The following is a 14,010-nucleotide window of genomic DNA, read 5'->3' on the forward strand; positions in this document are numbered from 1 at the left end:
AGGTTTATTACTACCAATCTTTTTTGTTATAATAACACCAGTTATCATAATCTGCGTTATTATATGAAGTTTTATAACCGTGAGCAAGAGTTGGCTATTTTGTCAAAAGCAGATAAATTAAAATCCAAAAGATCTGTAATGACGATGCTTATTGGTAGAAGAAGAATCGGTAAGACAACCTTAGCATTACATACTTATACCGATGACAAAGTTCTGTATTTGTTTGTAGCAAAAAAAGCAGAGTCATTATTATGTCAAGATTTCTGTCGAGAGATATCGGATAAATTAGGTGTTAAAATATTTGGAGAATTGACAAGATTTGAAGATATTTTTGAATATCTTATAGAACTAGCTAAAAGAGAATCATTTACAATTGTTATTGATGAGTTTCAAGAGTTTTTCAAGATTAACCCTTCGATATACTCTAGCATGCAAAAAATATGGGATTTAAATAAGGACTCTACAAAAATTCATTTAGTAACATGTGGTTCAATATATCATCTTATGAAAAAAATATATGAAGATGTGGGAGAACCTTTATTTGGACGTTGTGACTTTAAGATAGAGCTTAAGCCTTTTAAGCCACAAGTACTGAGAGAAATTTTATCAGATAATCAAAGCTATACATCTGACAACATGCTTGATTTCTATACTTTGACAGGTGGGGTTGCAAAATATATTGAGCTTTTTGCGCTAAATAGCAGTTTTGACTTGGTATCTATGCTAGATGTTATTGTAGAACCAAACTCGATGTTTTTAAGTGAGGGCAAAAATAGATTAATAGAGGAATTTGGTAAAGATTATGGAACCTACTTTTCTATACTAAGTTTAATAGCAGAATCAAAGACATCTAGGTCAGAGATTGAATCTGTTCTTCAGAGTAACATTTCTGGACATTTACATCGATTAGAGCATGACTATTCTATTATAAAAGCTATAAAACCAATTAATTCAAAACCTAATTCAAAAGTACAAAAATATGAGATTGTTGATATATTTTTAGCTTTTTGGTTTAGGTTTGTATTTAAATATCAATCCTTGGTAGAGGTAGAAAATTTTATAAAGCTAAAAGAGCTGATTTATCGGGATATTTCAATATTCAAGGGTAAAATTCTCGAAAAATTATTTATAGAAATTTTCAAAGAAAAGCAACTATATACAAAAATAGGCTCATATTGGGAAAGAGGTAATAAAAATGAGATTGATATAGTAGCTCTTGATGATATCAATAAGAAATTACTAATTTGTGAAGTTAAGTTGAATTCTCACAAATTGAATCTTCAGCAACTAATTTTAAAGTCTCAGAAGTTGGTAGATTTTTACAAAAACTATAAGGTTGAATATGAGTTATTATCATTAGAAGATATAGATAGGTTACTAGACTAAAAAGCATAAATATATATAGTCATACCCGCGCAGGCGGATATCTTTAGGCTTGTGGTTATGATTTATGAGATTTCTATCTTCATGGGAATGACGTAGTGAAATGGAAGCAGGTGAAGACAATAGCTTCAAAATTAAGTTACCAAGAAGTAACAGTAATTTTTTTATCCAACCCACAGTTCATTTTTGACTTTATTCTTTCAAGACTTTCAGATGTTTGTAGACCAGATTTTGCATCAGAATGCTGTATCACATGACTAGAATTAATCAGAGCATATTTAATAGCTTCTTCTATAGCTTTACCTTTGTAAATATTTGCACAGAATGTTGAGCTAAATGCATCACCTGCACCAAGAGTATTGACAACATTGTTAATTCTCAAAGACTCACTATGATATATTTTATCTTTAGAAGCTGCATATACACCATTAGCACCATCTGTCACTACGATTATTCTTACACCTAAATCTAAACAGATTTTAAAGAAATCCTTCAATCTGAAAGTAGCGTTTAGGAAATCACTTTTTCCTTCATCAAGAGGGGTTTCAAGTCTATCTTTAGATTCTACAATATCTTTATCATTAGATGATAATAACGATAACATTAGCTTTTGAGCTTCTTGAAAATTTAAAACAAGAATATCTATACCAAACATTGAATCTTTGATAAAGCTTTCTCCAACACTAAGTTGGCTAGAACCTGGATTGATGGCTACTTTTGTATTGTTATCTGCCGCTAATTTTACTATTTCAGGTAGTCTAGCAGCTGAAGATTTACTCAAAGATGTAATATAAATAAAGTCACTCGCTATAATTGCTTTAGAAGGCAAATCATCTTGTAGGATATCTTTGTTTGCGCCTCTGTATGCAAAAATTGTTCTATCCCCACTTAGTGTTGGTACTACGTAAGATGTTGCTGTGCCATATCTATCAGAGTAGCGAATATTAGATATATCAATTCCAAGATCTTTAAGCTCATTGCTTATCTGTTCGCCAGCGATATCTTTACCAATTTTGCCAAAGAAACTAACGTCAATGTCCTGTTTTTTGAAAGAAACAGCAGCATTAGTTGCACCACCACCAGAAAATGATTTTTGTTCAGTTACTTCAATTTTTGCACCTTCTTCAAGTAGCATAAAAGATTGGGTAGTATCTTTTTTTTGCATATTCATAGTGAACATTTCTTCATATTCTATGATAGTGTCAAGAGTTGCGCCACCAATTGTAAGTGCTTTGATATTTTTCATCTTGAGATAGCTAATTTAAGTAATAATATTTATGCCATAGCATATCATCAATTGCTATAAGGGTAAATAATATTAACTGCATATCAATTTATATGCTAAAAATAAACCTTTTTTATAGAAATATGTTCAATTAATTAGTATTATTTTAACAAAATATTATTACGCACAATTTTTATATAATTTATAAAGGAGATTTCCAAGATGCCGTCTAAGCCAGTGAAAAAAGATCACCGCGGATATATTATGCCAATCGGTGGTGGAGAGGATAAATTTGCAAGCCCTACGGTATTAGAAAAATTTGTTGAGCTTTCAGGTGGAAGTGAAGCAAAAATAGCTGTTATCCCTACAGCATCAAAGTTACCAGATACAGGAGATATCTATGTTGATATTTTCTCTAAAATGGGAGTCAAAGATGTCTATAATCTAAAGATAGAAACTCGCTTAGATGCGACTACTAACAAAGATTATCAGGATCTACTTGCTCAAAGTACAGGTATCTTTATGACTGGTGGTAATCAGCTTTTACTTTCTACTACTCTTGGTGGTACTCCGATAGCGCAACTTATTCGTAGATTGAATGCAAAAGGTGTCAATGTTGCAGGTACATCAGCAGGAGCTGCTTTTATCTCAGGCTTTATGATTGCTGGTGGTCAAGCAGGTCTTATGCCTAGATGTAATATGGTTAATCTTGCTCCTGGGCTGGGTTTAACTAACAAATTACTAGTAGATCAGCATTTTTCTCAAAGAGATAGACTTGGTAGACTTTTAGCAGCGTTATCCTACAACCCTTATATGGTCGGTGTTGGTATTGATGAGGATACATCAGCATTACTAAATTCTGAAAATGTGATAGAGGTTGTTGGTTCAGGTATGGTAACTATTATAGACTTCTCTCACCTTAAGCATTCATCATTGCATAATGCTCGTAATAATGCTCCAATTAGTTTAGTTGATATTCGTATGCATATGCTTTTAGAAGGGCAAAAATTTGATCTTAATACTTGTCTAGTAGAGTTCTAATATTTTTCCTCATTTCATCTATTTACATCTTAATTATTTAATCAGCTTCAATTGTATTTATTGTATGAGATTTTGAGTATCTTAGATATAATCATATTTATATATACAATATTAATTTGAAATTGGAGCTGTTATGCAAAAGATTATAATTCATGGCGGATGTGGAGCTAGAGAAGATAAAAACACATCATTTGGCGACTATCATCAACATTTATTACCAATTATTCAAAAAGCTTATAACTATCTAAAAGATATTGATGATGCAAATGAGGCAGCAGTTTTCACAGCAAAACTTCTTGAGGATGATGAGATATTCAATGCTGGTACAGGTTCAAGAGTTCAACAAGATGGACAAATCAGAATGTCAGCATCTATAATCGATAACCAAAAACAAAAGTTTGCAGGTGTAATAAATATTCAAAATATAAAGAATCCTATAGTTGTTGCAAATAGACTGATGCAACAACATCATAGTGTTTTGGCTGGAGATCAAGCTACTACATTTGCTCATGATGTGATGGGTCTACCAACATATAACCCAATGACTGAAAAAAGATATCAAGAGTACTTACAACTAAAAAAAGGCTATACAGGAACAATAGGGGTTGTTGCTCTAGATTCTAAGGGTAAAATCTGTGCAGTTACTTCAACTGGAGGAGCTGGCTTTGAATATCCTGGTAGGGTGGGTGATAGTCCAACTGTCGCTGGTAATTTTGCCAATGAATCTATGGGCATATCATGTACGGGTATTGGTGAGCATATCATCAACCAAGCAGTAGCAGCAAAAATAGCAACTAGAGTCAAAGATGGAATGTCATTATCACAAGCCGTAGATAAATCTATTGCCGAGAGCGATGTTCATGGCGATTATGTAGGTCTTATAGCTATTGATAAGCAGGGCAATATTTGTTCTGGATCTACTTCTGTAGCACAGACATTGTATGCTTATGCAGATGGTAAAAATATAAAAACTTTTTATGAAGAAAAAATGTAATAAAATACTTATAAAAGTGTTGACTTAAGCATATAGGTGTATGTATAATACCTGTCATTGGCCTGATAGCTCAGTCGGTAGAGCAGAGGATTGAAAATCCTCGTGTCGGTGGTTCGATTCCGCCTCAGGCCACCATTATTTAGAAATTGTCGGAGCATAGCGCAGTTTGGTAGCGCATCTGGTTTGGGACCAGAGGGTCGGGGGTTCAAATCCCTCTGCTCCGACCATTTTTGATGCGTCTGTAGCTCATCTGGATAGAGCATCGGCCTTCTAAGCCGAGGGTAGCAGGTTCGAATCCTGCCAGACGTGCCATTACATTGTTGAAATAGCAATTTGTAATGGTGGTTGTAGCTCAGTTGGTAGAGCCCCGGATTGTGATTCCGGTTGTCGTGGGTTCAAGTCCCATCAATCACCCCAGAATATTGCGGACGTGGCGAAATTGGTAGACGCACTGGATTTAGGTTCCAGCGGGCAACCGTGGGAGTTCGAGTCTCCCCGTCCGCACCACTTAGGATTATTTCATAAACTATTAACTCAAGTAATTCTATAATTTTTATTCTTTAATTGTTCAAAGAAGTGTATTTTTGAATTTTTTTATGTTATAACATTCGATTAGTAAGAAGAATTAATGCGATATATGTATTTTAAAAGGGTTATAAAAAATGTTTAAATATATCTTGGGGTTATTGTTTTCGTTTACATTAGCTATGGCAAATGGTACAAATGGGAAAGATATTTTTACTGTAGTTATTGATAATAAGTCAAAAGAACCTGTGAAAGAGGGTGATATTTATAATGGTGAAGTATATAATCATAAAATTGAGCCTAACGAGTCAGGAGTTTTGATTAATCCATCAAAGTTGGAAGTTTTTTCAAAAGAATATGGCTGGCATAAATTTTCTTTAGATGATATTAAAGTTTGTGAAAAAGATGCTTTTTTTCATAATGGGTGTGATATTAGGTATGAAAGCTTAACTGCAAATGGAAGTTCTAGCGTTAGATATCTTATATATAATAAGATTAGAGTAGAGCAAGGACACTCAGGAAAAAAATTCGATATCATTCTAAATCTTTATGATGTGAATAATAAAGATCCTCAGATTGGTAGAGTCTATTTTATAGTGAGCGGAGATGTAATGTATCCTGAACTAATTGGTTCAGATATGGGGCACTTTGGCTATAAAGATAATGAAGTATATATGAAAGATGAATTTTCAGGTTATAAGAGTGTATTTACTCTAGTAAGTCATTCAAAAAATAATGGTCAAAAGTTTAAGGTAAATCTTTTGCCAATTAATGAGAATGATACTAGCGATATTAGTTATGGTACATATGCAATTTCATTAAATGGATATAGTAAAGACTCTATTATAGCTTCAGGTATATATGATTGTCGTATTCGTGGGAACCCCAACGATTTTAATAAATCTGTTATATATGGAGATTACAATTTTAATTTAAGAAATGATTGTTTTATTTATGATAAAGTTATTGTTTATATTGATGTTAAGAAAATATAAGTTAAATTTTCATGGTGCAGTGCATTTTCAAGTTATGTATTAAATTAAGCCTGTTCAATCAGATTTGAGAATTTAAATAAATGAATCGTTTTTCAAAAAAGCACGTTTTTTTTGCTTCAGCAAGTACTATTGTTGAATGGTATGATTTTATGCTTTTCGCATATCTAACACCTGTCATTGCTAGCGTGTTTTTTCCAGATTTTAGTAAATATACTGCTATATTAATGACTTTTGGGGTTTTTGCCGCAGGATTTTTCATGGGACCAATTGGCAGTGTTGTTATGGGTAGTTTTGGTGATCGGTTTGGTCGTAAGAAAGCACTGATAATCTCTGTAGTCATGATGATATTGCCAATGTTTGTGATTGCTATCCTTCCGACATATCAGACTATTGGGATGTTAGCTCCTGCTATACTAGTTTTGATGAGATTACTTCAAGGATTCTCTATCGGAGGATCATATGGTGGAGTCATGGTTTTTATGATTGAGTCTACAAAACCAGATCGAAGAGGGTTTATTGCAAGTTTTGCTACTATGTCTTCAGGTACGGGTGTTTTTTTGGCGTCACTAGTTGCAATGATCTTATTTGGTATTTTTAGTCAAGAGGTTCTTGACTTATGGGGGTGGAGGATCGGCTATATAATTGGTCTTATGCTTGCTTTACTTGCTTTAGTAATGAGGATGCTAATACCTGAGAGTTATTCTTTTGAACAGCTTGAAGCTCAAGGAGATGTATCGGTAAAGCCAGTAAGAGAAATGTTTAGCATACAAAAAAAACCTTTGTTTTTTGCGATCGCTTTATCGGCATATGCGAATATCATGTATTACTTAGTACTTTCATATTTGAGTAGTTACTTTGTTGAGCTTAATTATTCAGAGTTTTTTTCTTTAGCAATAGTGACTATATTTAGTTTGATTTTTTCTTTCTCTGCACCTTTGTGGGGATATTTAAGTGATTGCCTAGGTAGAAAACCATTAATAAAGTTCTCTATTATTATTTATCTGATTTTTTCATATCCTAGTTTTATGATTATGGGAATGGGCATTGCGTCACTTATCCTTGCGATGGTTGTTCTATGTGTGCCTTTGATGGCTATATGGGGAGCTTATGGTGCTGCTGCTCCAGAACTTTTTAATACACGTTATCGCTATAGTGGAAATGGATTGAGTTATAATATTGGTAATTCTTTTTTTGGGGGAACTATACCTTTTGTTGCTACATCTTTGGTTGTCTCTACAGGTAGTCTACTAGCACCAGCATGGCTCTTAGTAGTAGCTTCTATTATTATGATTCCTATAGTATATTTTATGCCTGAGACAAGATATGTAGATGTCTAAATAAAATTAAGTTTAATATTGTTAATGTATATATTTAATAATATGGATGTTATAATTATCTGTGATTTTTGTTACGCATGAGGTGGCTGTTTTGGATTTTTGGTTAATCATAATAGTGTTTATAATTTTGTGTTTATATTTGATAATAGAAAATATTGTACATAATGCTAGTATCAAAAGTATTCCTATTAGAATTCATGTAAATGGTACTAGAGGCAAATCAAGTGTCGCAAGATTAATTGCTGCTGGCGTTAGAGCTGGAGGTTATAGGACCGTAGCAAAAACTACTGGTACATTAGCTAGATATATTGACGTAGATGGAACAGAAACACCTGTTTTCAGAATTGGTTTTAGCAATATCGCTGAGCAGGTTAAAATAATGTTCAAAGCAAGACGCACGAAAGCAGATGCTATAATAATTGAATGTATGGCACTTCAACCATTGCTTCAATCGTTATGTGAATTGAAATTGATTAAAGCAACTCATGGTGTCTTAACTAATGCTCGTCCAGATCATTTAGATGTCATGGGACCAACAGAGCGAGATGTTGCTAAGGCATTGGCAGGTACAGTTCCTATAAAATCTAAGTATTTCACAGCAGAAGATACACATATTGATTTCTTTGAATATGCTTGTAAAGATAGAGAAACTGAGCTTATTGTAGCTACAGCAGCTGATGCTGAATTGGTTTCTGATGATGAAATTAATAAATTTGTATATTCTGAATTTAAGATCAATGTTGCTCTAGCTCTAAAAGTGACTGATGATCTTGGAATTCCAAGAGATGTCGCTCTTAAAGGTATGTGGGAGGCAACTCCTGATCCTGGTGCTATGACAGAGTATAATTTTGATATTAATAATGCTGAGATGAATTTTGCTAATGCTTTTGCTGCAAATGATCCTGTTTCAACTAAGATGTTATGGGATAAGTTATACAGCAAATATCAGTATTGTGATAAAAAAGTATTAGTTGTTAATTGTAGAGACGATAGAGAAGATAGATCTAAGCAGATTGCAGAAGCTATATTAAACTGGGAGAAGCCTGATTTGGTAACTCTTATTGGTACAGGTACAGATGTGTTTGTATCTTTTTACAAAAAATATTCTAAATCTTTGGGTATTAAGCCAGCTCAAGTCATAGTGTGTGAAGATATGGAGCCGCTAGAGATTCTAGAAAAAATTAATCTAACTCAACCTGCTGATACATATATGCTGGTAGGTGTTGGTAATATTAAAGATATTGGTATGAGCTTAGTTGATTACTGTGATCAGAGTCACAAACAAAAACATGGTTTATAGTTTTTAAATAAATAGGAGAAAGTATGGATCCATTAACGCTCTCGATAGGTATTGGTCTTATTGTTGGTTTGGTTTTTGTATCACTGTTAGGATTATCTACTGGTGGTATGGTTGTGCCCGGTTATTTTGCACTAGAGATGGGTGCTCCTGATAGAGTTATAGTAACTATTATTATTTCGATCATAATATTTGGTATAGTTAGGTTTATGTCAAAATTTATGATTATCTATGGTAGAAGAAGGATAGCTATTACAGTTCTTTTATCATTTATACTAGGTACAGTTTGTAACATGTTGTTTTCACAATACTTAACTACAAGCTTTTACTCTAACCAGATTCAGGTCATTGGATATATTATTCCAGGACTTATAACTTTATCAATAGATAGACAAGGTCTTATAGAAACAATAGGATCTTTATTAATCGCCTCTATTATTATACGTTTGTTACTAATAGTTTTGATTGGACCTCAAATAGTAGGAATATAATATGAAAACGATGTATTGGCACCGTAAATTTTTATCTAGATATATCATATTGTTCTTAAGTGCTTTTATGATTATATCTTTATATATAGTTGAGAAAAATCTAGTTGTCGAAACTAAGGGTTATACTCAAAAGCTACAAGCGGCAGAGTTAACAGAAAAAGCGTTTGATCTAACACAACGATACTTTATGTCAAAAGGCTATTTATGTAAATCAATGGGTGATGTATCTTGTACTGGATTAATAGGTCTATCGATGACTGAGATAACAACAGATTCTGGTGACTTATATGCAAAAAGATCTTCAGTAAATCCAAATATGGCGGCTATTTTTGTTCAATGGTTAAGTCAGCTTAATCTTCAAGAGGGTGATACTGTTGCTGTACAAGAGACTGGATCTTACCCAGCATTAGATATAGCTATGCTATCAGCTATCAAAACACTGAAGCTTAAACCTTTGATTATATTTTCAGCAGGCGCATCACAATTTGGTGCAAATAGACCAGGATTTACATGGCCTGATATATATAGAAACTTAGTTGAAAAAGGAATATTTGATTTTGATGTTTTAGGAATTACTCTAGGTGGATCTCATGATAATGGTTATGGAATGACTCCAGGAGCTATACTTAAATTAAACGATGCTATTAAAAGAAATAACTTCAAAGTAATCAACATTCCATATAAAGATTCTACAAATACTTCTGTAGCAAAACGTCTAGAGATGTACAAAGAGGCTGCTGGTAATGATAGTATAAAAGCTTACATAAATGTTGGTGGTAATATGGCTTCTATTGGTTTGAAGCAACCGACAGTTAAGCTTGAAGAATCAGACAAGAAGTCAAAAACTGATAAAAAAGCAACTAATGTAGCTTCTAATGATCAAGTTCTGAAAATACATAGTTTTCCTACAGGTGTTACTTCTAAACTTCCTCCAGAATATAGTACTGTAAATTCTGTTGCAGTTAACTTTTTGAAAGAAGATATTCCTGTAGTAAATGTAAGAGATATAAATTCTAGTATTATCAAAACATATGGTATGACTTATAATCCTATAACAGTTGTACCACCTGGACAAGGTGCAGTTTTCTCTCAGAAGAAGTATAATACAGCTCTAGCAGCAGCATTGCTTATCATAGATATTGCGTTGATAGTATTTATGGCATTTATTTCAAGAAAATATCTAATTTCTTTCAAATCAAAGTAGTTATAAATTGCTTTGGTCTTTAATTCAATTTATTATTTAATTAAATTTTAGTAAAAAATATTAATTAAATATGTTTTGTTTTTATAGTTTAAATCAGTTGATTTCTAAGTACTTACCTGCTGAGGAAAGACTTAAGATAGCTAAAGCATTTATATTTGGTGCGGATGCTCATGAGACTCAAGTTAGAAGCTCAGGTGAGCCATACTTCACACACCCTGTTGCTGTAGCTTGTATATTAGCAGAGCTTCATATGGATGTTGATACCATTATAGCGGCTTTATTACATGATGTAGTTGAGGATACTGATCATACAGCAGAAGATATCGCTACTCTTTTTGGTGATAAGGTAGCAGAACTAGTCGAAGGTGTAACTAAGCTTACACAGATTAGACATAAAAATAAAATAGAACAGCAGGCAGAAAACTTCCGAAAAATGCTACTTTCTGTGACCAAAGATGTACGAGTGATTTTCATTAAGCTAGCTGATAGATTGCATAATATGCGAACCTTAGCTCCTCTAAAACCAGAGAAAAAACGTAGGATATCTAAAGAAACTTTAGATGTCTTTGCTCCCTTAGCTCATAGGCTAGGTATCAATACTCTCAAAGAGCAATTAGAGACTCTTGCGTTTGAAGGAATGAATCCTTATCGATATCATATTCTTGAAGAAAAAGTTAAGAAAGTAGAGAAAAATAAAGAGAAAGTCTTTCAGCAGGTTAAAGATGCTTTGACTGATAAGTTAGGTGGTATTGTTATTAACGATGGTATCAAAGCACGTAAGAAAACTTTATATAGTATTTATAATAAAATGCGTAAGAAAGGTATCTCATTTGATGAGATTATGGATATGTATGCTTATAAAGTTATTGTCCCAAATCGTATTGATTGCTATATCGCTCTTGGTAAAGTTCATGAATTGTATAAGCCTATTCCTCAAAGATTCAAAGATTATATTGCAACACCAAAGGCAAATGGTTATCGCTCTATTCATACAGTAGTTTTAGGTCCATATAATATTCCTTTAGAAATACAGATAAAAACAGATCATATGGATTGCCAAGCAGAATATGGTATTGCGGCTCATTGGAGTTACAAAATTGGTGAAAAAACAGACAAAGCGTTGCAAAGATGGCTCAAAAAAATATCAGATATAAACGTATATACTGCTAGTTCGGTAGAGTTTTTAGAAAATGTTAAATCAGATATATTTAGTAATGATGTATTTGTATTTACTCCTCAAGGTGATATTGTCGAACTACCTGTTAATTCGACATGTATAGATTTTGCTTATTTTATTCACACTGATATTGGTAATAAGTGTATATCTGCTAAAGTCAATAGAAAGCCAGTACCACTTAATTATCGCCTAAAACAAGGTGATAATGTCGAAATTATTACCTCTGCAGTTGCAGATCCTAATCCGGCTTGGTTAGAGTTTGCCGAGACCAGTAGGGCAAAATCCGCTATCAAAGACTTCTTGAAGCAACAATATAGAAATATTGACTATATTAGAGGTAAGGATATTGTAGAGGGAGAACTCAGGCTGCTTGGTGTGGATTTAAAAGAAGTTCCGAATGAGATTGTTGATGGAGCTTTATTTAACTATGAAGGTATAGATACTATAAATCGTTTCTATTTGGATACTGGGCTTGGTTTAATTGATCCTAACAACTTCATTGATTTTATTGTTAAGCATTTTAATGATATGCGTAGTGCGTATAAGAAATCAGCAATGGCTAAAATTCAAATCCGTTATGGAGATGATTCACGTATAGCAGATTGTTGTTTGCCATTGCCGAATGATGAAATAATTGGCATCGTTAATGAAGAAGGGAATGTTGAGGTTCATAGAAAAAGTTGTAATGAGCTGTACTCTAAAATTAAAGATGGAAAAATTAAACAGATCAATGCTGATTGGTTTACAAATGCTGATGATGATCCTAGTTTTAGAGCTAGATTGTCTATTATGCTCAAAAACATTCCAGGTGCAATTGCTAAAATAACAGCTACCTTTGCAAGAGAGGGGGTTAATATCAGAAGTTTTGATATGATGTTTGTAGATAATAAACATGCAAAACTTGCTTGTGTAGTAGTAGTTAGAAATAGAAGAGAGCTATACTTATTAATTCGCTTAGTCAGAAAAATAGATGTTTGTGTTGATATTGAAAGAATATTAAATAAATAAGAGCCTTTCCAAACAAGTATGTAAATTCACTTACATAAACCTCAGAATTCTATCTTCAAACTCAATAGCGAAATAAGGCATAGCCTCATTCCAGTATCTAACAGGCATAGACCATTTTTTAGTCAAATAATCTATAGTTAAATATAAAGATTTGAAAACAGAGTCATCTTTAGGAAATATTTTCTTATTTTTAATAACTTTACTAAACTGAATATTAAGCGATTCTATCACATTAGTAGTATAAATTACTTTACGAATTTTGGGAGGATATTGCAAGAATACAGTTAAATTATCCCAGTTGTTTAGCCATGACTTTGAAATTAATGGGTACTTAGCATCATATTTATTTGCAAAGTTTTCAAGCTCGGCTTCGGCTATATCAATAGCTTCAGCATCATATATATTCTTTAGCTCTTTTGCCACTTCTTTTTTATCTTTGTAAGGCACATATTTTAAAGAGTTTCTAATTTGGTGAACAATACAAAGCTGATGCTTTGTTTGAGGGTATACGGCCTGTATAGCGTCAAACATACCCTTTAAATTATCTGTACAGGCTATGAATATATCCTGTAAGCCTCTATTCTTTAATTCAGTAAAAACTCCTAGCCAATACTTAGAACCTTCATTTTGACTTATCCAAAGACCTAATACATCTTTGTGACCAGTTAGTGATATACCTAATGCAACATATACCGCTTTATTAATGATACGCTTATCTTCTCTGACTTTAATGACTATATAGTCAAAAAATACTACAGGATAAACACACTCTAACGGTCTATTTTGCCATGCTTTAACATCATCTATAATAGCTTCTGTAACATCACCTCTGTCTCATACAGCTCAAATAGTTGCTGTTGGATATCTGTAGTACTCATGCCTTTAGCGTACAAAGATATAATTTTTTGATCTAAGCCATTTATTTTTGTTACTCTTTTGGGAGTTATTTGTGGCTCAAAATCACTCTCTATCTCTAGGAACTAATATGTCTATATTGTCTGTGTCTGTATATAAGCTTTTATTGCTATAGCCATTTCTAGCGTTTGAAGAGTTACTTCGTTGATGTTTTCAATAACCAAGGTGGTTACTCATCTCTGTATCTAATGCTTTTTCCAATAACCTTTTTGTCAGTTACTTGAGTAAACCATCTTTCTCAAACATCTGACTAACATCAACTCCAGAATCTATTATCTGGTCTGCTAGCTTTGAGTAAATATCTTCTAATTTTCTATTTTTAGACATGTTTTTATCCTTAATATTCTGCTAGAAATAATCTAGCATCTTAATTAAGAATTTACACAATTAATTGGAAAAAGCCATAAATAAAGGTGTT

The 14,010-nt window shown here is 32.8% G+C and carries 10 protein-coding genes, 5 tRNA genes and 1 pseudogene; 14 read left to right on the forward strand and 2 right to left on the reverse strand.

Annotated features, from left to right (window positions below; translation table 11 throughout):
* Positions 1-63 precede the first annotated feature (63 nt).
* A complete protein-coding gene (locus FTPG_RS05840) occupies positions 64-1,386 on the forward strand; it encodes an ATP-binding protein (RefSeq protein ID WP_035722513.1) in 1,323 nt (440 codons plus the stop codon).
* A 136-nt stretch (positions 1,387-1,522) separates the two neighbouring features.
* Here the strand turns inward: FTPG_RS05840 and FTPG_RS05845 are convergent, their stop codons facing one another.
* Positions 1,523-2,629, reverse strand: a complete 1,107-nt coding sequence (locus FTPG_RS05845) for a carbohydrate kinase family protein (RefSeq protein WP_004287506.1) — start codon at positions 2,627-2,629, stop codon at positions 1,523-1,525.
* Between the two features lie 201 nt (positions 2,630-2,830).
* Here FTPG_RS05845 and FTPG_RS05850 point away from each other — a divergent pair, with 201 nt between their 5' ends.
* From FTPG_RS05850 to FTPG_RS05910, 13 genes are all read left to right on the forward strand, one after another.
* Positions 2,831-3,649 (forward strand): cyanophycinase, encoded by an 819-nt coding sequence (locus FTPG_RS05850; protein WP_004287507.1) that lies wholly within the window; start codon positions 2,831-2,833, stop codon positions 3,647-3,649.
* A gap of 133 nt (positions 3,650-3,782) precedes the next feature.
* Complete coding sequence (locus tag FTPG_RS05855; protein ID WP_004287508.1) at positions 3,783-4,643, forward strand: isoaspartyl peptidase/L-asparaginase; 861 nt, start codon at positions 3,783-3,785, stop codon at positions 4,641-4,643.
* 59 nt (positions 4,644-4,702) lie between these two features.
* Positions 4,703-4,778 (forward strand) — tRNA-Phe (locus FTPG_RS05860).
* A gap of 15 nt (positions 4,779-4,793) precedes the next feature.
* Positions 4,794-4,870: transfer RNA gene (locus tag FTPG_RS05865), tRNA-Pro, on the forward strand.
* Positions 4,871-4,878: 8 nt separating this feature from the next.
* A tRNA-Arg gene (locus FTPG_RS05870) sits at positions 4,879-4,955 on the forward strand.
* Positions 4,956-4,984: 29 nt separating this feature from the next.
* Positions 4,985-5,060, forward strand: a tRNA-His gene (locus tag FTPG_RS05875).
* A gap of 7 nt (positions 5,061-5,067) precedes the next feature.
* Positions 5,068-5,150, forward strand: a tRNA-Leu gene (locus FTPG_RS05880).
* 155 nt (positions 5,151-5,305) lie between these two features.
* Positions 5,306-6,163 carry a hypothetical protein gene (locus FTPG_RS05885; protein WP_004287509.1) on the forward strand — a complete coding sequence of 286 codons (858 nt, stop codon included), beginning with the start codon at positions 5,306-5,308 and terminating at the stop codon, positions 6,161-6,163.
* An 80-nt stretch (positions 6,164-6,243) separates the two neighbouring features.
* The gene (locus FTPG_RS05890) at positions 6,244-7,500 is read left to right on the forward strand and encodes an MFS transporter (protein WP_004287510.1); all 1,257 of its coding nucleotides are present in this window, start codon (positions 6,244-6,246) and stop codon (positions 7,498-7,500) included.
* A gap of 82 nt (positions 7,501-7,582) precedes the next feature.
* Positions 7,583-8,800, forward strand: a complete 1,218-nt coding sequence (gene pgsB, locus FTPG_RS05895; RefSeq protein WP_004287511.1) for a poly-gamma-glutamate synthase PgsB — start codon at positions 7,583-7,585, stop codon at positions 8,798-8,800.
* Between the two features lie 23 nt (positions 8,801-8,823).
* Entirely contained in the window at positions 8,824-9,288 is a 465-nt protein-coding gene (gene pgsC / locus FTPG_RS05900; protein WP_004287512.1) for a poly-gamma-glutamate biosynthesis protein PgsC, read from the forward strand.
* A gap of 1 nt (position 9,289) precedes the next feature.
* The gene (gene pgsW / locus FTPG_RS05905; RefSeq protein ID WP_004287513.1) at positions 9,290-10,492 is read left to right on the forward strand and encodes a poly-gamma-glutamate system protein; all 1,203 of its coding nucleotides are present in this window, start codon (positions 9,290-9,292) and stop codon (positions 10,490-10,492) included.
* A 70-nt stretch (positions 10,493-10,562) separates the two neighbouring features.
* Positions 10,563-12,677: a RelA/SpoT family protein gene (locus tag FTPG_RS05910; protein WP_004287514.1), complete on the forward strand. Its 2,115-nt coding sequence runs from the start codon at positions 10,563-10,565 to the stop codon at positions 12,675-12,677.
* A 30-nt stretch (positions 12,678-12,707) separates the two neighbouring features.
* Here the strand turns inward: FTPG_RS05910 and FTPG_RS05915 are convergent.
* A pseudogene (locus FTPG_RS05915) lies at positions 12,708-13,919 on the reverse strand (IS256 family transposase).
* Between the last annotated feature and the right edge of the window lie 91 nt (positions 13,920-14,010).

Origin of the sequence: Francisella philomiragia subsp. philomiragia ATCC 25015, from assembly GCF_000156715.1 — a bacterium.
GTDB classification, from domain to species: domain Bacteria; phylum Pseudomonadota; class Gammaproteobacteria; order Francisellales; family Francisellaceae; genus Francisella; species Francisella philomiragia.